The organism is Nocardia sp. NPDC051900, assembly GCF_044452545.1.
GTDB lineage: Bacteria > Actinomycetota > Actinomycetes > Mycobacteriales > Mycobacteriaceae > Nocardia > Nocardia sichangensis.
Window position 1 is genome coordinate 1 of sequence record NZ_JBITBU010000028.1, and the last position, 21,158, is coordinate 21,158.

General features: G+C 66.0%; 20 protein-coding genes, 3 tRNA genes and 1 pseudogene. All 24 read right to left on the reverse strand.

Annotation, left to right across the window (positions count from 1 at the left end; translation table 11 throughout):
• A pseudogene (locus ACIA5H_RS33830) lies at positions 1-1,790 on the reverse strand (DNA-directed RNA polymerase subunit beta); the annotation flags it as partial.
• Positions 1,791-2,198: 408 nt separating this feature from the next.
• On the reverse strand, positions 2,199-2,927 hold the full coding sequence (locus tag ACIA5H_RS33835; protein WP_355072060.1) for a hypothetical protein: 729 nt from the start codon (positions 2,925-2,927) through the stop codon (positions 2,199-2,201).
• Between the two features lie 10 nt (positions 2,928-2,937).
• Positions 2,938-3,678, reverse strand: a complete 741-nt coding sequence (locus tag ACIA5H_RS33840) for a hypothetical protein (RefSeq protein WP_397080006.1) — start codon at positions 3,676-3,678, stop codon at positions 2,938-2,940.
• A gap of 103 nt (positions 3,679-3,781) precedes the next feature.
• Complete coding sequence (locus ACIA5H_RS33845) at positions 3,782-5,023, reverse strand: MlaD family protein (protein WP_355072058.1); 1,242 nt, start codon at positions 5,021-5,023, stop codon at positions 3,782-3,784.
• Positions 5,020-6,258 carry an MCE family protein gene (locus ACIA5H_RS33850; RefSeq protein WP_397080008.1) on the reverse strand — a complete coding sequence of 413 codons (1,239 nt, stop codon included), beginning with the start codon at positions 6,256-6,258 and terminating at the stop codon, positions 5,020-5,022. Before ACIA5H_RS33850 ends, ACIA5H_RS33845 begins: the two co-directional genes overlap by 4 nt.
• Entirely contained in the window at positions 6,255-7,487 is a 1,233-nt protein-coding gene (locus ACIA5H_RS33855; RefSeq protein WP_355072148.1) for an MCE family protein, read from the reverse strand. Before ACIA5H_RS33855 ends, ACIA5H_RS33850 begins: the two co-directional genes overlap by 4 nt.
• Positions 7,488-7,524: 37 nt before the next feature.
• Complete coding sequence (locus ACIA5H_RS33860) at positions 7,525-8,535, reverse strand: MCE family protein (protein WP_355072054.1); 1,011 nt, start codon at positions 8,533-8,535, stop codon at positions 7,525-7,527.
• Positions 8,535-9,611, reverse strand: coding sequence for an MCE family protein (locus ACIA5H_RS33865; RefSeq protein ID WP_355072053.1), 1,077 nt, complete (start codon positions 9,609-9,611; stop codon positions 8,535-8,537). Before ACIA5H_RS33865 ends, ACIA5H_RS33860 begins: the two co-directional genes overlap by 1 nt.
• A complete protein-coding gene (locus ACIA5H_RS33870) occupies positions 9,608-10,957 on the reverse strand; it encodes an MCE family protein (RefSeq protein WP_379253976.1) in 1,350 nt (449 codons plus the stop codon). Before ACIA5H_RS33870 ends, ACIA5H_RS33865 begins: the two co-directional genes overlap by 4 nt.
• Positions 10,954-11,817, reverse strand: a complete 864-nt coding sequence (locus ACIA5H_RS33875) for an ABC transporter permease (RefSeq protein ID WP_355072049.1) — start codon at positions 11,815-11,817, stop codon at positions 10,954-10,956. The genes ACIA5H_RS33870 and ACIA5H_RS33875 overlap by 4 nt, the downstream gene beginning before the upstream one ends.
• A 3-nt stretch (positions 11,818-11,820) precedes the next feature.
• Complete coding sequence (locus tag ACIA5H_RS33880; RefSeq protein ID WP_355072047.1) at positions 11,821-12,615, reverse strand: ABC transporter permease; 795 nt, start codon at positions 12,613-12,615, stop codon at positions 11,821-11,823.
• A gap of 11 nt (positions 12,616-12,626) precedes the next feature.
• Positions 12,627-13,703 (reverse strand): ATP-binding cassette domain-containing protein, encoded by a 1,077-nt coding sequence (locus ACIA5H_RS33885; protein WP_355072045.1) that lies wholly within the window; start codon positions 13,701-13,703, stop codon positions 12,627-12,629.
• A 236-nt stretch (positions 13,704-13,939) separates the two neighbouring features.
• Entirely contained in the window at positions 13,940-14,320 is a 381-nt protein-coding gene (gene rplL / locus ACIA5H_RS33890; RefSeq protein WP_040696004.1) for a 50S ribosomal protein L7/L12, read from the reverse strand.
• 56 nt (positions 14,321-14,376) lie between these two features.
• Positions 14,377-14,916 carry a 50S ribosomal protein L10 gene (gene rplJ, locus ACIA5H_RS33895; protein ID WP_355072042.1) on the reverse strand — a complete coding sequence of 180 codons (540 nt, stop codon included), beginning with the start codon at positions 14,914-14,916 and terminating at the stop codon, positions 14,377-14,379.
• 434 nt (positions 14,917-15,350) lie between these two features.
• Complete coding sequence (locus tag ACIA5H_RS33900; RefSeq protein WP_397080013.1) at positions 15,351-15,890, reverse strand: NADPH-dependent FMN reductase; 540 nt, start codon at positions 15,888-15,890, stop codon at positions 15,351-15,353.
• A 96-nt stretch (positions 15,891-15,986) separates the two neighbouring features.
• Positions 15,987-16,700 carry a 50S ribosomal protein L1 gene (gene rplA, locus ACIA5H_RS33905; protein WP_067810457.1) on the reverse strand — a complete coding sequence of 238 codons (714 nt, stop codon included), beginning with the start codon at positions 16,698-16,700 and terminating at the stop codon, positions 15,987-15,989.
• Between the two features lie 75 nt (positions 16,701-16,775).
• The gene (rplK, locus tag ACIA5H_RS33910; protein WP_043733097.1) at positions 16,776-17,210 is read right to left on the reverse strand and encodes a 50S ribosomal protein L11; all 435 of its coding nucleotides are present in this window, start codon (positions 17,208-17,210) and stop codon (positions 16,776-16,778) included.
• Between the two features lie 97 nt (positions 17,211-17,307).
• Positions 17,308-18,123 (reverse strand): transcription termination/antitermination protein NusG, encoded by an 816-nt coding sequence (gene nusG, locus ACIA5H_RS33915; protein ID WP_379253978.1) that lies wholly within the window; start codon positions 18,121-18,123, stop codon positions 17,308-17,310.
• Positions 18,124-18,213: 90 nt separating this feature from the next.
• Positions 18,214-18,612, reverse strand: a complete 399-nt coding sequence (secE, locus tag ACIA5H_RS33920) for a preprotein translocase subunit SecE (RefSeq protein WP_379253979.1) — start codon at positions 18,610-18,612, stop codon at positions 18,214-18,216.
• 108 nt (positions 18,613-18,720) lie between these two features.
• Positions 18,721-18,793 (reverse strand) — tRNA-Trp (locus tag ACIA5H_RS33925).
• A gap of 222 nt (positions 18,794-19,015) precedes the next feature.
• Positions 19,016-20,080 (reverse strand): fused (3R)-hydroxyacyl-ACP dehydratase subunits HadA/HadB, encoded by a 1,065-nt coding sequence (locus ACIA5H_RS33930; protein WP_355072146.1) that lies wholly within the window; start codon positions 20,078-20,080, stop codon positions 19,016-19,018.
• A 181-nt stretch (positions 20,081-20,261) separates the two neighbouring features.
• Entirely contained in the window at positions 20,262-20,432 is a 171-nt protein-coding gene (gene rpmG, locus ACIA5H_RS33935) for a 50S ribosomal protein L33 (protein ID WP_011211653.1), read from the reverse strand.
• A 41-nt stretch (positions 20,433-20,473) separates the two neighbouring features.
• Positions 20,474-20,549 (reverse strand) — tRNA-Met (locus ACIA5H_RS33940).
• 77 nt (positions 20,550-20,626) lie between these two features.
• Positions 20,627-20,699 (reverse strand) — tRNA-Thr (locus tag ACIA5H_RS33945).
• Positions 20,700-21,158: the final 459 nt, after the last annotated feature.

A 21,158-nucleotide genomic window follows, 5' to 3' on the forward strand; every position in this document is an offset into this window, starting at 1 on the left:
TTCGCGCCCATCAGGGCGCGGTTGGCGTCGTCGTGCTCGAGGAACGGGATCATCGCCGTCGCGACCGACACCATCTGGCGCGGCGAGACGTCCATGAAGTCGACCTCACTAGCGGCGACGAGCTCGTTCTCCTCGTTGCCACGACGGCACAGGACCCGATCCTCGAGGAAGCGGCCGTCCGCGCCGACCGGCGAGTTCGCCTGGGCGCGCACGTGGCGGTCCTCTTCGTCGGCGGTCAGGTAGACCACCTCGTCGGTGACCCGGCCGTCGACGACCTTGCGGTACGGGGTCTCGATGAAGCCGAACGGGTTGACCCGCGCGTACACCGACAGCGAACCGATCAGGCCGATGTTCGGGCCTTCCGGGGTCTCGATCGGGCACATGCGACCGTAGTGCGACGGGTGGACGTCACGGACTTCCAGACCGGCGCGCTCACGGGACAGACCACCCGGGCCCAGCGCCGAGAGACGACGCTTGTGGGTCAGGCCCGACAGCGGGTTGTTCTGGTCCATGAACTGCGACAGCTGGGACGTTCCGAAGAACTCCTTGATCGCGGCGACGACCGGGCGGATGTTGATCAGGGTCTGCGGCGTGATCGCCTCGACGTCCTGAGTGGTCATCCGCTCGCGGACCACGCGCTCCATACGGGAGAGGCCGACCCGGATCTGGTTCTGGATCAGCTCGCCGACGGTGCGCAGGCGGCGGTTGCCGAAGTGGTCGATGTCGTCCACTTCCACCGGGACCTCGACGCCGCCGGGGGCGGTCATGAGCTTGTCGCCCGCGTGCAGGCGCACCAGGTACTCGATGGTGTTGACGATGTCTTCCTTCGTCAAGACCGAACCGACGACCTGCTCGCCCAGGTGGATGCCGAGCTTCTTGTTGATCTTGTACCGGCCCACGCGCGCCAGGTCGTAGCGCTTCTCCTTGAAGAACAGGTTCTCCAACAGGGTCTGCGCGGACTCCTTCGTCGGCGGCTCGCCCGGACGCAGCTTGCGGTAGATGTCCAGCAGCGCCTCGTCCTGACCGGCGGTGTTGTCCTTCTCCAGGGTCGACATCATGATCTCGGAGAAGCCGAAGCGCTCGACGATCTCCTCGGTGGTCCACCCCAGCGCCTTGAGCAGCACGGTGACCGGCTGGCGGCGCTTGCGGTCGATGCGCACACCCACGGTGTCGCGCTTGTCCACATCGAACTCCAGCCACGCGCCACGGCTCGGGATGACCCGCACACTGTGCAAGTCCTTCTCCGTGCCCTTGTCGACACTGTGGTCGAAATAGACACCCGGCGAACGCACCAACTGCGACACCACGACCCGCTCGGTGCCGTTGATGATGAACGTGCCCTTATCGGTCATCATCGGGAAATCACCCATGAAGACCGTCTGGCTCTTGATCTCACCGGTGTTGTTGTTGATGAACTCCGCCGTCACGAACAACGGAGCCGCATACGTCATGTCCTTGTCCTTGCACTCATCGATCGAGGCCTTGACCTCTTCGAAGCGCGGATCGGAGAAGGACAGGGACATGGAGCCGGAGAAGTCCTCGATCGGAGAAAGCTCCTCGAGTACCTCCTCGAGGCCACCGACTAGGCCGACGTCGCCGCGAGCCGCCGCGCGCTCACGCCAATCCGGCGAACCGATCAGCCAAGCGAACGATTCCGTTTGTAGATCGAGAAGCCCGGGCACCTCCAAGGGTTCACGGATCTTCGCGAAAGACACCCGCAACGGGGCTCCGGGGATTCCGGCAACTGCCTTGGTCTGGGTGGAGACTGCCAAGATGCGTCCTTCCAGCACCTCATGCGCGTCGCGTGGTGGTCCGCGACCGTCGCTTGTCTGCTACGAATTCCGCTGGTTACTACCCGAACGAAACTCGAACAGGCAACAACGGAAGTAACACCGGAAGGGTGAACTTACGTGTGCAAATCGAGGTATGGACAGGAGGCAGCCAGCGCAACGTCCAAACCTACACCCAAGTACACGGGGGTGTCAAAGTACCACCCGTGTGATCGTCCGCATGGCTGCCGCGCCGGGCCGAATCCGCTGGCTGCGTCCTGACCCACGGTGCACTGGAAGCCACTGTGACAGCTGCCGCTGTTGTGAATAGCGTGACGGTTCGGGCGAAACTCGTCAAGTGGCAGGCCCGGCCGGGGTGCCGGCGAGATCGCCTGCCGCGCTGCGTCATCCCGGCCGATGTGGTAGCCGTTACTGGTCCACGATGTCGCTGGCCAGCCAGCGACCGCCCACCTTCTGCATGTGCAGGACAACCGGGCCCGAGACGCTCTGCTGCGCCACGCCGTCCTTGGTGGCGCTCACCACCAGATTGACGATCAACTCGGCGCGATCGTCGGTGAGCAATGTCACAGCAATCGGATCGGCTTTCGCGTCGGCACTGGTCTGCGCCTGCTTGACCGCCGAAATGGTGGTGTCGGCGTACTTGTCCAGATCGGCGAGCATCTTCCCGGTGAGCACCTGCTTCGCGGTGTCCCGATAGCCGTCGATCTTCTTCACGTCATAGGCGTAGACGGTCCGCAGCGCGTTGTCGGCGGCCGCGCGCACCTCTTGGGTGGCCTCGTTGTCCACGTAGGCCTGATTCGACGTGTCCACGCCGGGCTGTTGCGCGGCGAGCCACGCGAAACCCCCGAGTAGGAGCGCGGCGATCAGCAGGGCCGCGCTGACGCCCCAGCGCGGCCGTCCGGTCGTGCGCCGCGGACGGTCCTTGCCGCGCGAGATGATCTCGCGCCATCGAGAGGCACCCGCAGGGGTTTGTTCGGCGCGGGGGTTATCCGATTCCGCGGCGGGCCGGGAAACGCCCGCCACACGCGGTTTGCGGGCTTGTGCGGGCCGTTCGGTGCGCGAGGACGCGGTACGGGGCGGTTCCGCGCCGGGCCTGCGCTTGGAGGTGACCCGGTTGACCGGTCGGCGAGACGTCATGGGTGTCCTCCTACGATCCCGGCTTCGGCGCGGCGGGCGGCTGGTCGGCCGCGGGCGCGGTCGGCCGCCCGGCGGGCCCGCCGCTCAGCAACACCGGCTGGCTGAGCGAGGAGATCTGCTCGGCCTTCCAGACCTCGCCGTCCTTGGCCAGGTCCACGGTCCAGGTGTAGCGGTAGTCGGCGGGCGGCTTGTCCTTGCCCTTCTCGGTGACCTGCAGCACGACCAGCGCCGACGCCTTGTCCTCCTCGCTGTTGAGCGAGGTGAGCGCGGAGCCGAGCACCTTCGAGGTCATCCCGACCCCACTCTGCTGCGCCATCTGCTCCGCCTGGTCCTTGTTCTTCGTGGCCGAGTCCAGCAACGCTCCGGTCATCGAGGACCGGGCCAGCGCCAGCGAGCCGGGCACGTCGTCCAGGTTCATCGAGGTCATGTTGAGCGCGGCTTGGCGCGCGGCGTCCAGGGCGGTGTCCCTGGCCTCGGCGCGCGGGCCGTCGGTGAACGCGGCCCGTACCCAGCCCGCGCCGAACCATGCGGCGCCGACCAGAGCGATGACCAGCAGCACGGCCGAGCAGACGAGGACCACCCGGCTGAGCACGGACGCACCACCGAGGCGAGCGGACTCGGCGCCTGCCCGGTCGGTGACTTTCCGATCACCGGCGTCGGATTGCGCCGTGGGCGTTTCCGCCGCTGTCGTCACGGTGTCCGGCGCGTCCGGCGCCGCCGCATCGGACCGTTTGGTCAGATCGGCGGTCACGACAGCGCCTCGCCGTCGGTCGGCTCGGTCGCGCTCCACGGCATGCCCGTGGTTCGCTCGCTCCAGTCACTCACGCGAGACACCCTAACGTCATTGCTCCTGGTCACCGCTTCGGCGTGACCCCCAGCAGGGTCGACAACTGCACGGCCACCGGAGTCAGGTTCAGCTTTTCCGGATCGGTTTTGGGGTTGGAGTCCCAGGGCTGGACGATGGCCGGATCGGCGAGATCGGCTCGTTCGCCACCCCGGACGGCGGTCGGATTACCGAACGGCACAAGACATTTGGCGTCCTTGTTGAACGGGAACTCGTCGCGCGTGTCGTCGAAGTTCGGGTTCTGCGCCTTCATCTGTTCGAGAATCCGATGCGTGCCCTCGTAGCCCACCGTACAGGCGGGCGGATTGTTGGTCTCGAGCACCAGGCCGAAGTGACTGGTCCCGTCGCCGGGCGCGGTCGAGGAACCGCCGATCGACAGCTGCGGGAGCATCTGCAGCAACGGCTTGATCGCATAGAACTTCGGTGAGATCGCCTGCAACAACAGCCGCAGATTGGACAAATCCTGGGTGAGCGAGCCGCCGCTCTGCTCGAGCAGCGCGCCGATCTGCTCGCCCGCGTCGGTTCCGGTGCCGATGAGCCTGCGCACGTCGGGGTCGCTGGAGCGCAACTGGGCGGTGAGCTTGTCCAGGCCGTCGCTGAATTCGCGGATTTGCGCGGACTGCTCGGCCTGCGTGCCGAGGGCGACCCTGCCGTCGCGGACCAGCTGGATGGTCTGCGGCAGCGTCTGATGGAAGGTCTCGGTGAATTTGTTCAGCGAGTCGATCAGCACCTGCAGATCGTCGCCCTTGCCGTCGAACGCCTTGCCCAGTTCGCGCACCGTCGTGTTGAGCGCTGTCAGGTCCACCGAGCTGGCGAAGGTGTCCACGCTGGACACCAGTTGCTCGACCGACACCGGCAGGGTCGCCGAGGTGATCACCGAGTTGTCCCGCAGGAACGGGCCTGCGTCCGAATCGGGCTGCAGATCCACGTACTGCTCACCGATCGCGGACCGGTTGGCCACCACGGCTTTTGCCGACGCCGGGATCTTCGGCGCGCTCGAGTCGATGACGAGATTCATCACCACGCCCTCACCGGTGAGTTCCAGCTCGCCGACCCGGCCGACCGGGACGCCGCGGTAGGTCACCTCGGCGCCTTTGTAGATGCCGCCGGTCTGCGCCGCGCGCAGCTTCACCGTGTACTGGTTGAGCCCGAACATGTGGTCGAGCCGGATGTACTTGCCGCCCACGTACACGACGCCGAGCACCGCGATGACCACGAACGCGATGAGCTGCCACCGCACCAGACGTGTCATCGCGGACCACTCCCTACGCCGAGTTGCTCGAGAATCGCCCCGACCGGACCTGGCACGCCTGGCGCGGGCGGCTGCGCCATCAGCGGCGGCAGCGGCAGGATCGACACCGTAGGCCAGCCCGGCCGCGGACCGTTGCCGTTGTAGTACGGGTTGGTCGGGTTCACCGGCACCGGCGGACCGACCGGCGGGATGTACACCGGATCGGGTTTGCCCACACCCAGGTTGCTGAGCGTGACGCCGATCTGCTGGTCGACCGACAACCACGTGTTCACACTGCCGCCGAAGGTGCTCTCCAGCGCCGAATCGGGGAACGGGTAGGTCGGGATCAAGGGAACCGCGGTGACCAGATCCGGCGCAGACCGGCCGAGTTCCTGCAGCGTGGGCCGCAGCGAGGTCAGGTCGCGGATCAGGTCGTCCTTCGCGGTGTTCAGCACGTCGAAGCCTGCCTCGCCGAGCCGGTCCAACTGCGCGAGCAGGGCGACCAGTTGCGGGCGCTGCTCTTCCAGGATCTTGATGCCCTTGGGCAGTTCGTCGAGGATCTTGCCGATCTGATCGGTCTGCTTGCTCACCCGGCTGCTGAGCACGTCGAGACCGTCCAGCGCCCGGGTGATGTCGTCCACCTGCTGGTTCAGGCCGTCGATCAGCGTGTTCGCCTGCTCGATCAACGAGCGCACCCGGCCCTCGCGGCCGCCGAGGGTCTTGTTCAACTCGGTGACGATCGGCTGCAACTGCGCGACGCCACCGCCGTTGAGCAGCAGCGACAGCGCGCCGAGCACTTGCTCCACCTCGGTGGCGTGCCGGGTGCGGTCGACCGGGATGACCGAGCCGTCGGCCAGCCGGGTGGACTCCGGCTCGGCGGCGGGTTTGGAGAGCTCGATGAACTTCTCGCCGAGCAGGTTCGATTGCCGGACCTCGGCCCGCGCGTTCGCGGGCAGGTTCACCGACGAGTTGACCACCGTGCGCACCGTGGCGGTCCACTGGTCCTTGCCGATGCTGATCTTCTCGACCCGGCCGACCGGCACGCCCTCGACCTTGACCGCCGACTGCGGCACGAGGTCGAGGACATCGTCGAACTGGATGTCGATGTGCATCGGATGCTCGCCCACGTCGGCGCCGCCGGGCAGGGGCACGCTGTAGATGCCGTCGGAGGCGCACGATGTGATCAGCGCGCCGGTCAGGCCCAACGCCAGCGCCGCGCCGAAACCGCGTACGAGCGAACGGATTCGAGTGCTCATCGCGCCCCTCCCTGCGACGGCGGAAGCCGGTCCGACGGCGTGCCGGGCACGGTGCCCGGCACCGGATCGCGCTGCTGGTTCTCGCCGCTGAGGATGCCGAACGGCAGGTTCAGCGTCGGGGTCTGCACCCCGGAGGTGATCTGGTCGGTGATCTCCTTGCAGTGGTCGAGGATCGGCCGCATCTGCCTGCCGAGCGCCTCGAACTTGGGATCGCCGGGCATCAGCTTGGACAGGTCGAGCATCTTGCACACCACGCCGAACGGGTCCTGCAGTTCGGGGAAGTTCGCGCGCATGTCGAGGGTGCCCGATTCGGCGTTGTGCACGTTGATCAGGTTGCTCAACGCCAGCGGCAGGACCGGCAGCAGGGCGGCAACGTCGTTGCGCTGATCCGACAGCGTCTTGGTGAGCTGGGTCAGTTTGTCGGCGTTGCTCGCGATCAGGTCCCGGTTGTCGTCGATGAAGCGGGCGACGTCACCCAGCGCGATCGACAGCAGATTCAGTGCCGCGCCGAGATTCTGCCGCTCGTCGGCGAGAAAGGACGACAGGTCGGCCAGCTGGGTGTTGAACTGCCGGACCTGCTGGTCGTTCTGGGCCAGCATGGTGATGAAGGCCTGCAGGTTCTTGACCGTGTCGAAGATGTCGCCGCGGGCGTCCGACAGGTATCGCGCCGCCCTGGACAGCTGGGTGAGGCTGTTGGCCAGCGCCTCGCCATTGCCCGACAGGTTCGCCGCGCCGGTGCGCACCAGCTCGTTCACCGCTCCCTCGGCGTTGGCGCCGTTGGGCCCCAGCGCGTCGGAGAGTTCGGTGATGCTCTTGTACAGCTGGTCGACTTCCACCGGCGTGGCCGTGCGCTCGCGCGGAATGGTCGCGTTCCGCGCCATCTTCGGGCCGCCGGTGTAGGCCGGGGTGAGCTGGATGTAGCGATCCGACACGATGGACGGCGTGATCTGCGCGGCTCGCGCGTCCGCGGGCACGTCGTACTTGCGATCCACACTCATCACGATCTTGACCTGATCGCCCTGCGGCTCCACCGAAGCGACCGAGCCGACCGGAACGCCGAGAACGCGCACGTCCGAGCCCTCGTAGATGCCGACCGAGCGATCGAAGTAGGCGGTGATCTTGGTTGTGGTCAGCCGGTCGAACAGCCACCACAGCACCACCGCCACCAGCACGGCCAGCACGACGACCAGCGCGATGCCGACCTTTGCGCCACGGCTGGAGCCGCGCACCGCGCCGACCGGATCGCTACGCCAGTTGTCCGCCACGTCAGTTACCTCCCAAGGTGCGGATCGGCTGACGGTAGCCGGGGATTTCGGGCAGTGCGGGCGGCACCACGTTGACGATCACCGCGTCGAACCAGCGCCCGGTGCCGAGCACGCTGGCGTAGAGGCTGTAGAACGGCGCCGCGAGTTCCAGCGTCTTCGAGACGTTCTGCTGGTTGTCGTTGAGCAGGTCGATGGCGGCGCGCAGATTCTTCAGCGCGGGCCCGATCTGCTCCTCGTTGTCGTGCACGAGCGCGCTCAGCTCCGCGGAGACCGTCTTGGCGCCCGACAGCAACTGCCTGATGGACTGCTGGCGGACGTTCAGTTCGGCGAGCAACTGGCCGCCGTTGGCGAGCAGCCGCTCGAACTGGGCGTTGCGGTCGGCGAGTATCTGCGTGGTCTGCCTGGTCGCGGCGAACAGCTTCTTCAACTCCTGATCGCGCTTGGCCAGCGTCTCCGACAGCCGGGCGACGCCGTCGATGGAGCCGCGGATCTCCGGCGGCGTCGTCTCGAAGGCGTCCGACAGCACCTGCATGCTCTTGGCCAGCTGCGTGGTGTCGATCTGATCGATGGTGCGCGCGGCGTCGGTGAACGCGTCCACCACGTCGTACGGGGAGACCGTGCGCGAGAGCGGGATCCGTGAACTGGGATCGGCCGGCTTCGAGCCTCGCGGATCGAGTGCGAGGTACTTCTGGCCGAGCAGCGTCTTGATCTGAATGGACGCGGTGGTGTCGTTGCCGATCCAGGTGTCCTTGGTGCGGAAGTCCACGAGCACCCGGTCACCGTCGAGCCGGACGTCGGACACCGACCCGACCTTGACGCCGGCCACCCGGACCTCGTTGCCCTTCTTCAGGCCCGCCGCCTCACGGAATTCCGCGGTGTACTTGGTCCCCGCGCCGATGATCGGCAGCTGATCCAGGAAGAACGCCGACACCGTCACCAACAGCACCACGGCGAGGCCGAGCGCGCCCAGGAACGCCGGGCTGCGCTTGCCGAGCAGAATGCGATCATCCATCAGCGAGCCTTCCCGTGGCAGCGCGGCGCGGCGTTGGTGTACAGCGGCTGGTTGATCGTCGGCAGTCCTGCGGGCAGGTTGAGCTGCGGCGCGTCGACGGCGCCCGGCCCGACGACGATGTCGATGCCGCACAGATAGAACTGGAACCAGGAGCCGTAACTCGCGGCGCGCCCGAGCTTCTCCATCTTGAGCGGCAGGTTGGTCAGCGCTTCGTTCACCTCGTCCTGGCGCTCGTCGAGCGTGCCGGTCAACTGGCTCAGACCCGCGATCGACCCTTGCAGGGTCGGACGCACCGGGACGAGCAGGTCGGAGGTCGCCGAGGTCAGGTTGGCCAGCGAGGTCACCGAACGGCCGATCGTGTCGCGATTGGCGTTGAGGCCGCTGATCAACGCTTCGGTGTTCACGATCAACTGATCGAACTGGTCGTCACGCTGATTGACGGTGTCCAGCACGGCGGTCAAATTGCGGGTCAGCTCACCGATCACGGCGTCCTTGTCGGCGATCTTGTTGGTCAGGTTCGCCGTGGTCGCGACGAGATCGTGGATCGTGCCCTGCTCACCCTGGAAGACCTGGATGATCTCGAAGGAGAGCTTGTTCACGTCGTCGGCGGTCAGCGTACGGAACAGCGGCCGGAAACCGTTGAACAGCGTCGTCAGGTTCAGCGCGGGCCTGGTGTGCTCCAGCGGGATGGTGCTGCCCTTGTTCAGCTTCCGTCCCTGCTCCCCGGTCCCCTGCTCCAGCGCGATGTAGCGCTGGCCGACCAGGTTGCGGTACTTGATCGTCGCGGTGGTCGACGCGGGCAGCCAGTCCCGGTCGGTGAGGTCGAATTTCACCTCGGCCAGGCGCTTGTCGACGATCGAGACAGCGGTGACCTTGCCGACCCGCACGCCCGCGATGCGGACCTCGTCGCCGGGATTGAGCGAGGTGACGTCGGTGAACCTGGCCTTGAAATGCGTGCCGCCGCCGCTGTAGTTGGCGATCGACAACGCGAGCACGGTGGTCACGAACAAGGTCACCACGACGAAGATGACCAGCTTGGTCAACGGCCCGCCCAGGCCGCGCAGTTGCTGCTTCATCGCACGCTCACCTCGCTTCCGCGGAACGCGGGCGCGCCGACCCTGGTCACCCAGCCAGGCACCTGATCCGGGGCGACACCGTTGGCCGCGCCGTAGATCGCGCCGAGCGACTGCTGCTCCATGGGGGAACCGGCGATCGTCGGCATCTTGCTCGCCGGGTGGACGCCGAACTGCGGCGGCTCCAGATGACCGGTCTGCTGGTCACCCGGGTTACGACTCGGGACGGCGTAGGAGCCGTCGTTGTTCGGGCCGCCGGTGTACTGGCCGGGATCGACGCCCAACGGCATCTCGGGGATGCACCACGGCCCCCTGGTGTCCAGCCAGCGCGGTTCGTCCTGGTTGGGCAGGTATTTGCCGCGGGTGTTGGTCAGCTCGATGGTCACTCGGGAACCCGGGTTGTCGGTGCCCTTGCCGAAGATCCGGTCGATGCGCGGCTTCAGCTGCGCGAAGTTCGCCAGCGCGCAGGCGTAGTTCGGCGAGTAGTAGGCCAGCTGCTCCAGCGCGGGACGGGAGTCGGCCGCCACGTCGACGATGTTGTCGCGGTTGGCGAGCAGGAACTCGGTGGTGGTGGCCGAGGTCGGCGTCAGCGTCGCGTACAGGGCATCGATGTCGGTGCGCCGCTGCACGATCGTGGCGTTGGTGGTACGCAGGTTGTCCAGGGCCTGGATCAGCTGCGGCGCCGCGTCGGAGTAGGTGGCCGCCACCTCGGCGAAACTGCGCAGGTCGGCCCGCAGGTCCGGAAGCACCACGTTGACCTGGCGGAAGATGTCGTCGAGCTTGTCCAAGGTCTGGCCGAGCGCGGTGCCCTGCCCGGACAGCGCCTGGGACAGCGCGCCCAACGTGGCCGCGAGATCCTGCGGCGGGATGGCCTGGAGCAAGGGCAGCACATCGTCGAGCAATTTGCTCAACTCGATGGCGTTGCCGCTGACGTCCTGGTGCAGCGTGACGCCGTCGGTCAGATGCTGGGGGCTCGGCTGCTCCGGGATCACCAGGTCCACGTAGCGCTCGCCGAACAGCGTCTTGGGCAGCAGGCGCGCGGTCGCGTTGACGGGAATCTGCTGCGCCTTGTCCGGATTGATGGCCAGGTTCAAGGTCACCTCGCCGCCTTCGGAACTGCTCGAGCGCACCTCGCCGACCGTGATGCCACGTACCTTCACGTCCGCGTTGCGAGTCAGCGCGTTGCCCACGCTGTCGGTGATCAGATCGACGTCCACCGTCTTCACGAATTGCTTGTTGTAGATCGCGATGGTGGTCCACAGGAACAACGCGACCACGACGAAGAACGCGATCCCCAGCGCCCGAGTACGTAGCTTCGCGGTGGAGCGCCAGGTTTGGGTGCGGCTCATCCGGCCACCCGCACCGTGGTGGTGGTGCCCCAGATCGCGAGGCTGAGGAAGAAGTCGAGCACGTTCACCAGGACGATCGCGGCGCGGACCGCGCGGCCGACCGCGACGCCGACGCCGGCGGGGCCGCCGGTGGCGTGGAACCCGTAGTAGCAGTGCACCATGATGATCACGAACGCGAAGACCAGCACTTTGAGGAACGAATAGAGCACGTCCTCCGGTGGCAGGAACAAACTGAAGTAATGGTCGTAGGACCCGCTGGACTGCCCGTTGAACCAGATGCTGATCGTCCGCGACGCGATGAACGTGCCGAGCAACCCGACGATGTAGAGCGGGATCACCGCGAGGAACCCGGCGATCACGCGGCTGGTCACCAGGAACGGCACGCTGGGTACCGCCATCACCTCGAGCGCGTCGATCTCCTCGGAGATCCGCATGGCGCCGAGCTGCGCGGTGAAACCGCAACCGACCGTCGCCGAGAGCGCGAGCGCGGCGACCAGTGGCGCGATCTCACGGGTGTTGATGTAGGCGGTGAGGAAGCCGGTGAGCACCGAGCTACCGAGCGCGTCGAGGGCCTTGAAGCCCTGCAGGCCGACGACGACGCCGACGGAGCCGGACATGAACACGATGACGCCGATGGTGCCGCCGATCACCGCCAGTGCGCCGGTGCCGAAGGTGACCTCGGCGAGCAGCCGCATGACTTCCTTGCGGTAGTGCACCGCGGTCCGCGGGATCCATGCGATGGCCCGCGAGTAGAACGACATCTGCTCGCCCGCGCGATCGATGACGTTGAGCGGCATACGAGCGACTTCACCCACCCGGCGCATGGACTTGGCGACCGGGGTTCGGTATGACGTGGCCATCTGTCAGGCACCCTTGGCGGGGACGACCTGTAGGTACACCATGGTCAGGATGAGGTTCACGAAGAACAGCACCATGAACGTGATCACCACGGATTGGTTCACCGCGTCACCGACTCCTTTCGGGCCCCCCTTGGGATGCAGCCCTTTGTACGCGGCGATGACGCCGGCGAGCAGACCGAATACCGCCGCCTTGATCTCACCGATCCACAGGTCCGGCAGCTGAGCGAGGGCGGAGAACGACGCCAGGTAGGCGCCGGGAGTGCCGCCCTGCAGCAGGACGTTGAAGAAGTACCCGCCCGCGATGCCGACAACCGACACCAGTCCGTTGAGCAGCAGCGCGACCAGCATCATGCCGAGTACGCGCGGCACCACCAACTTTCGCACCGGATCGATGCCGAGCACCTCCATCGCGTCGATCTCCTCGCGGATGGTCCGCGAGCCGAGATCGGCGGCCACCGCCGACCCGGCCGCGCCCGCGATGATCAGGGCCGTCACGACGGGAGCCGCCTGCTGGACGGTTGCCAGCACACTGGTCGCGCCGGTGAAGGATTCCGCGCCGAGCTGCTTGATCAACGAGCCGGTCTGCAATGCCACGACCGCGCCGAACGGAATCGCGACCAGCGCGCTGGGCAGGATCGAGACACTCGCGATGAACCACGACTGCTCGATGAACTCCCGCCACTCGAAGGGGCGGCGGAAAGTCTTTCGCAAAACGTCCAGGAGCAGCGCAAAGATGTTGCCGGCCTGGGCAAACCCCGACTCCAGGGGAGTTCGCAATCGCGCCAGGGTCGAATTCACGATCGCAGATGTTACCCGTTAGTTGTGTTGTGTCGCACGGTGGTGTCGAAAGCACCACCTTGATAATTAGCCAGGTCGCCGCTGTTGTATGCCATCACCTGCGTATCGTCGTTGTCGTCAAGTGATTCACGGATCGCGACCTGCGCGGCATGCGGCAGCGTATGCATGATCTCGCGCACCCGCTCCTTCCGCCGCAACACCGCCTGACGCACCGGCATCCCCGGAGTCGCGCGCATCTGCGGAATGATCCCCTCGACCTCCTCCGCGCCACCGTGATGATGCCCGGCGTCCACCAACGCCTGCTCGCGCGCCATCTGCGCCTCGTCCTTCTCCTCCGACATACCGATCGGCCCGATCATCCGCCCGTTGAGGAACTGCTTGACCACCGGCTCCTCCGAGGTCAACAACACCTCCCGCGGACCGAACATCACCAACTGACGACGGAACAACATCCCGATATTGTCCGGCACCGTCCGCGCCAGATTGATGTTGTGGGTCACGATCAGAATCGTCGCGTCGATCTGCGCGTTGATATCGATCAACAACTGCGACAGATACGAGGTACGCACCGGATCCAGACCCGAGTCCGGCTCATCCACCAGAATGATCTGCGGATCCAACACCAACGCCCGCGCCAACCCCGCACGCTTCCGCATACCACCGGAGATCTCACCGGGAAGCTTGCCCTCTGCCCCGAGCAGACCGGTCAACTCCAGCTTCTCCATCACGATCTTCTTGATCTCGGATTCGCTCTTCTTCGTATGCTCCCGCAACGGGAACGCCACGTTGTCGAACAGGTTCATCGACCCGAACAACGCACCGTCCTGGAACAACACGCCGAACAACTTCCGGATCTCGTACAGCTCCTTGTTCGAACACGTCGTGATATCCGTGCCATCGATGAAGATCGAACCACGTTCCGGGCGCAGCAGACCGATCAGCGACTTCAAGAACACCGACTTACCGGTACCCGACGGCCCCAGCAACGCACTGACCTCACCCGAAGGCAACGTCAACGACACGTCCTGCCAAATGCGCTGGGAACCGAAAGACTTGGTCACACTCTCGGTCCTGACCTCGACGCCCACGCCAACCTCCACAAATTCTCAGCGAGCTGCCCACCGGCGAACCGCGCGCTCGGTCATCGCGGTCCGTCACGTGTGGGTTCGGTCACTGTAACTCATGGGACAGATCGGGCACACCCCAACCTGACTGCGTAGTAACTCCGCAATCCTTTCGGTATCGGCGATAGCGGCGGGATTGCCAAAAACGCGAACGGGCGATCCCCAAAGGGGACCGCCCGTTCGGCGTGTTCGGTCGTGAATTACTTGACCGAGACCTTGGCGCCGGCCTCTTCCAGCTTCGCCTTGGCGGCCTCGGCGGCATCCTTGGCGACCTTCTCCAGGATCGGCTTCGGGGCGCTCTCGACCAGGTCCTTGGCTTCCTTCAGGCCCAGGCCGGAGACGATCTCACGGACCACCTTGATGACCTGGATCTTCTTGTCGCCCGCACCCTCGAGGATGACGTCGAACTCGTCCTGCTCCTCAGCGGCCTCGGCCGGAGCGGCGGCACCGCCGACGGCGGCGACGGCGACCGGAGCAGCCGCGGTGACCTCGAACTTCTCCTCGAACTTCTTCACGAAGTCCGACAGCTCGAGCAGGGTCATGTTGCCGAAGGTCTCGAGCAGTTCGTCAACGTTGGCCATTGTTGTGTTCCTTTCGGTAGTTGATGTCTATGCGGGCGAGTCGTGCCGCACGGGTCTTACTCGGCGGCCGGTGCGCCTTCTTCGGCCTGCTTCTTCTCCTGCAGCGCGGCGGCCAGGCGGGCCACCTGCGAGGCGGGAGCGTTGAACAGACCGGCGGCCTTGGTGAGGTTGCCCTTGAGCGCGCCCGCCAGCTTGGCCAGCAGCACCTCGCGGGTTTCCAGGTCGGCGATCCGCTCGACCTCGGACACGGACAGCGGAGCGCCGTCCATGTAGCCGCCCTTGATGATGAGCGCCTTGTTGTCCTTCGCGAAGGTCTTCAGGGCCTTGGCCGCGTTGACCGGCTCACCCGTGATGAAGGTGATCGCGGTCGGCCCGACGAACAGTTCGTCGAGACCTTCCACGCCCGCCTCGGCGGCGGCACGCTTGACCAGGGTGTTCTTGGCGACGGAGTACGTGGCGTCGGCGCCGAGCGCGCGCCGCAGCTCGGTGAGCTTGCCGACCGACAGGCCACGGTATTCCGTGACGACGGTGGCCGTCGAGCTCTTGAACTGCTCCGCGATCTCCTCGACCGCGGTGACCTTCTCGGGTTTTGCCATACTTCGCCTCCTCTCTGATTGGTCGGTTCGTATACGCGAACTACCGATCAGGGGACGGCGACAAAACAAACGCCCCGAACGCAGAGCGTTCCGGGGCGCAACAGAAAACCGATCCGGTGCGTATCCGGATCAATTCCCAGCCTCGGCTCTCCCTGCGTGGGCCGCCGGCAATGTCGCCGGACCTTCGACCGAACCCATACGGGATCGGCGACCAACGGTCTTCGGTAGAACGGATTGGGTAGCGATCGAACTCGTCGATAACTGACTTCCAATGTACCTGCATGGGTTCCCATCTGCCAAAACGGGCCCCGGCAGACGTCCGATCGCAACCACTCGGCCGTCGAATCGTTGTGCCGCGACTCACTTTTCCGCGGTGCACACCCGTGCGCCGCCTGGAATGCGATGCCGCGGTCCGCGTCGGCGAGTGGTGTTTCTCACGAAGTCGCGGTCGCGGCATGCCGCGCGAGACCGCGCAACACGGCCGTGGCGCCGGACCGGAATTCAGGGTCGGCGACCAGTCCGTCCGGGCCGACGCCCTCGCGCGGCACGGGGAGTCGTCGGCAGGCATCCGGATCGATGTCGGCTCCGACGTAACCCAGCACGCTGCGCAGTGTGGCGGTCGCGCCGTCACCGCGACCCACCGGCGCGACCGTGATCCAAGCGACCGGCTTGCCGTAGAGATCACCGGCGCCAACCGTCCAGTCCAGCAGGTTCTTCAAACTGCCCGGCAAAGTGCCCGCGTATTCAGGCGTGGAGAACAGCACGGCGTCGGCGCGCGAAAGTTGTTCGCGGAGCGCGACTACCGCGGGATGAGCGGTGCCGTCGTCGTCCGGAGCGAAAGCGGGCAGGTCCGCGAGCCCGTCGTACCAGACGGTTTCGACACCGTCCGGGGCCATCGCCGAGACGGTTCGTAGTGCGGCGGAATTGGTGGAGGCGGCGCGAGTACTACCGGAGATCAACAGAACGACGGTCACATCCACCCCAACCACGCCGTCGGGCGGATTAGTCCTCGAACGCGCAACGGCGGGAACGCACAATGCGTTCCCGCCGTTGCCGCGGCTCGCTGCTGCTTACGCGTCCTCTTCCAAGAGGTTGCGGGTGCGGTTCGGGTCCACCGGGATGCCCGGTCCGGTGTTCGTCGAGACCGTCACCTTCTTGACGTAGCGGCCCTTGGCGGTCGACGGCTTGGCCCGCAGGATCTCGTCCAGCGCGGCGCCGTAGTTCTCCACCAGCTTGCTGTCGTCGAAGGACGCCTTGCCGATGACGAAGTGCAGGTTGGCCTGCTTGTCGACACGGAAGTTGATCTTGCCGCCCTTGATGTCGTTGACGGCCTTGGTCACATCGGTGGTGACCGTGCCCGTCTTCGGGTTCGGCATCAGGCCACGCGGGCCGAGGACACGCGCGATCCGGCCGACCTTGGCCATCTGGTCCGGGGTGGCGATCGCGGCGTCGAAGTCCAGCCAGCCGCCCTGGATCCGCTCGATCAGGTCCTCGGCGCCGACGGCATCGGCGCCCGCGGCCTCGGCCTCGGCGGCCTTCTCGCCCGCGGCGAACACGATGACGCGGGCGGTCTTACCGGTGCCGTGCGGCAGGTTGACCGTGCCGCGGACCATCTGGTCCGCCTTGCGGGGATCCACACCGAGACGCACGGCGACCTCGACGGTCGCGTCGGTCTTGGTGGTGGCGGTCTCCTTCGCCAGGCGCGCGGCGGCCAGCGGGGAGTAGAGCTTGGTGCGATCGACCTTCTCGGCCGCGGCGAGGTACGCCTTGCTTCGTTTTGCCATGATTCTCTGTCCTTGTTGGTAGTTCAGACGTGGTTATCGGGCCTGGCCGGCCCTCCCACCGGGGAGCGGTTCCGCTCAGCCCTCGACGGTGATGCCCATCGAACGCGCGGTGCCCGCGATGATCTTGGCCGCCTGCTCGAGGTCGTTGGCGTTCAGATCTTCCTGCTTGGTCTTGGCGATCTCGCGCACCTGGTCCATGGTCACCTTGGCGACCTTGTTGCGGTGCGGCTCCGCCGAGCCCTTCTGCACGCCTGCGGCCTTGAGCAGCAGCTTGGCGGCGGGCGGGGTCTTCAGCTTGAAGTCGAACGACCGGTCCTCGTACACCGAGATCTCGACCGGGATGACGTTGCCGCGCTGCGACTCGGTCGCGGCGTTGTACGCCTTGCAGAACTCCATGATGTTGACGCCGTGCTGACCGAGCGCCGGGCCGACCGGAGGGGCCGGGTTCGCCTGGCCGGCCTGGATCTGAAGCTTGATGATCCCGGCGAGCTTCTTCTTCTTGGGGGGCATCTTTCTTTCCTAGGTGTTGGTGTCCCTTGCTCTTTGCAAGTCTGGTGTTGCGATCCTCGCCCGGGGCCGGATTCACCCGGCCGCCGACAGAGCTGGTCTAGATCTTCGCGACCTGGGTGAACGCCAGCTCGACCGGGGTCTCGCGGCCGAAGATCGACACGAGCACCTTCAGCTTCTGCTGCTCGGCGTTCACCTCGGAGATGCTGGCGGGCAGCGTCGCGAACGGGCCGTCCATGACGGTCACCGACTCGCCGACCTCGAAGTCGACCTCGATGACCGGCTTCGGCGCGATCTCGCCGCCCGCGGTCTCTGGAGTCGCCGCAGCGGCTGCGGCGGCGGGCTTCTTCTGCTGCTGTGCGGCCGGAACGAGGAACTTCACCACGTCATCGATGGACAGCGGCGACGGGCGCGAAGTGGCGCCGACGAAACCCGTGACGCCGGGGGTGTTGCGCACCGCGCCCCACGACTCGTCGTTCAGCTCCATGCGGACCAGGATGTAACCGGGCAGCACCTTGCGGTTGACGTGCTTGCGCTGCCCGTTCTTGATCTCGGTGACCTCTTCGGTGGGCACCTCCACCTGGAAGATGTAGTCCTCCAGGTCCAGGTTCTGCACGCGGGTCTCGAGGTTGGCCTTCACCTTGTTCTCGTAACCGGCGTAGGAGTGGATGACGTACCACTCGCCGGGAGCGCGCCGCAGCGCCGCCTTCATCTCGGCGACCGGGTCGGCGGGCTCGGCGTCGACGGCGGCGGCAGGGGCGGACTCAGCGGGCTCCGATTCCTCGACCGCGGGCTCGTCGGTCGCGAACTCCTCGACGGAGTCGGTGGGCTCGGCCACCGTGTCGTCGGCCGGGAACTTGTCGTGTGTGTCGTTCTCCGGGGTGCTCACTGGGGCACTCGCTTCCTGTGTCGTCACGTACATCCTCTGCGTGCCGGGCCGGGCGCGCGGCGAAATCACTCCACCCGTCTCCGCCCGGGATCGGCTACCGGCGTCGGCGTCGTTCAGCTAGCCGAACAGCCAGTTGACACCCTTGATGAACGCCAGATCCAACCCGCTGATGAACGCGACCATGAAAATCACGAACACCAGAACAACGCTCGTATAGGTGACCATCTGCTTCCGGTTGGGCCAGATCACCTTGCGCAGTTCCGCGATGACCTCACGCAGGAACTTGAGCAAACGCTTGAACGGATTACCCGACTTCTTGCGTTCGGCCCGATCGGTCGCCTTGGTTGCCTTCCGCGACGGACGGTCGAGCGTGGCGATAGCGCCCGTGTCGACCTCCGAAGACCCGGCACGGGTCCGCCGCGCGGACCGCTTTCCGCTCGGCCGTGTCGCTGCGGCGGTGTCGTCGCCTTCGTGGGCGGCATGTGCGCCGCGGCGAGTGTCCCGCTCGTCGCTCACGCCTTCTCCTCGCTGAGCTCGGTGCCGTCGTGCGCGATGCGCGCTGTGCCAATGGCTCGCTCGCTACGCTCGCTCACGTCGATCCTCTCTCGTCGCTGGCATCCAGGGCAGGGGCGACAGGACTTGAACCTGCAACCTGCGGTTTTGGAGACCGCTGCTCTGCCAGTTGAGCTACGCCCCTTTGGTCGGACGGTGTTGACTGTCCAACCACTGTTCGATATTCAGTTGTGCCCTGGTGTCACACAACACGCGCGCCGCTCCGGCAGTTGCCGGCCCCGTCGGCGAATCCTCGCGGATCGCCTGGAACCAGCCCCTCAGAGCAGCGCGCAGCGGCTGGCGACCCCAGAAACCTGAGTGTACGTTACCGTCCGCGCCATTAGCCAATCCGGGTCGCTGTCCCTGGTCAGGCCAGCTGCACCGTCGCGGTGGCGCGGCCGAAGATCTTCTTCCCCGCCGCCTTCGCGACGATGGCCACGACCGCGGTCTTGGTCTCCGGATCGACCGACTTCACCTTACCGGTGTACTCGACTTCGGCGGCCTCGTCGGACCCGACGTAGACCGGGCTGGTGAAGCGGACGTTGTACTCCTTGATCGCGCCCGGGTCGCCCAGCCACGAGGTGACGAAACCGCCACCGAGGCCCATGGTCAGCATGCCGTGCGCGACCACGTTCTCCAGGCCGACCAGCTTCACGACCTCGTCGCTCCAGTGGATCGGGTTGGCGTCACCGGAGACGCCCGCGTAGTTCACCAGATCGCCGCGGGTGAGCCGGACGACGCGGGCGGGCAGCTCGTCACCCACCGAGACGTCCTCGAACCCGATGGCGTGCTTGGTGCGCACACCGTCCACGGGCGGCACGACCGGCGCGGGCGCCTGGGTCACCGCGAGCGAGCGCGGACGATGCCCCGGCGCGTCCTCGCCGATGCCGTGCATGAGCACGTTCCGGACGGCGGCGTTGAGGTTCGGGTCGATATCGCCGCCGCTGCGGCCGACGAGGGTGGTGTAAGTGGTGAGCACCAGTTCGTCGTTCTGCGCGGTGACGATGTTTTTGGTCACGATGATGTCGCCGCCGAATGCCTGCCGGAACGAGTGCAGGTGGACATCGCAGGTGAGCTGGTCGCCGACCTTGATCGGGCGATGGAACTCGAGGATCTGGTCGGTCTGCATGATCTGGCTGAGGTCGTAGCCGGTGACGACCTCTTCGAACAGTTTGCGCTGGGCGAGAATTCCGACCAGGGAGATGAAGGTAACCGGCGCGAGCAGGTTGTCGTACCCGTACTCCTGCGCCGCGTCCTCGTCCCAGTGCACCGGGTGGTAGTCCTGCACGGCGCGGGCGTATTCACGCACCTTCTCGCGGCCGACCTCGTAGTAGTCGTCGACGCGGTAGTGGTGACCGACCATCGCCGCGGCGTTCGCCGCGGGGTCGAGCGCCTCGCTCGTCTGGACCGCTTCGTCTGTACCGGTGTTGATTGTCACGGGAGGACTGTACCTATCTGACCCCGTCACCCGGAGTCTGTGGAGCGCTCACCACCGCACCCACACCGTGAAATGCGTCAGGGCCGGACAATTGTCCGGCCCTCGCGGTGCCACGGCCCGAGATACCGGGAGCGACTCCCGGCGCTACACCACGCGGTAGTTCACGCGTGGATGACTAGCGGGATTCGCGGTGCGCCCGGTGCGTGCCGCAGTTCGGGCAGAACTTCTTCAGCTCCAGGCGGTCCGGATCGTTGCGCCGGTTCTTCTTGGTGATGTAGTTGCGGTGCTTGCACTGCTCGCAGGCCAAGGTGATCTTTGGCCGGACATCGGTGGACTTCGCGGCCACGATATGCCTTCTTTCCGGTACCTGATGGGCTTGATCGGTTGTGGTAGCGATGGCCGGACTTGAACCGGCGACACAACGATTATGAGTCGTTTGCTCTACCGACTGAGCTACACCGCCACGGCGTCGCATTGCCATGGTGCCGAGCCCGCACTATCGGGAGCGATGCCGAGTCGGTCACCACCGGCAATCCGGCGAGCCCCCTAACGGAATCGAACCGTTGACCTTTTCCTTACCATGGAAACGCTCTGCCGACTGAGCTAAGGGGGCATGACTACTTCCGCACCGAGCCTCGAACACTCGACCTCAGCGCGGTGAAGTCTTGAACGAGGTTACACACTCACCGCTCCCACTACCAAACCGAGTGGTCAGAGGTACATTTTTCGCCCGCGCGGACACGGCGATGCACGCGTAGCCGGAGCTCGCACGCAAGCCAGCGCCGCTCCCGACCGCGTTGAGCGCGCAAACGACCACGCCGTGGAGCGCTGCGAGGAAGCCATCCGCGACCGCCCCCGCGCGTGAGCACAGAACTGCAGCGTCATCCGAGATACGCGCCGATCGAAATCGCCGACGTGAAGTGATCGAAATCGCCGCCACTCGGCAATCGATCGACGAACAGAGTGAGCGATCACAGGGCTGTCGGGTTCACACGCAATCCCACAATCAAACGAAACGCATGTGACCAACGCAACCACTGGAAGGGGGGTCCGGGGGGCGAAGCCCCGCCGG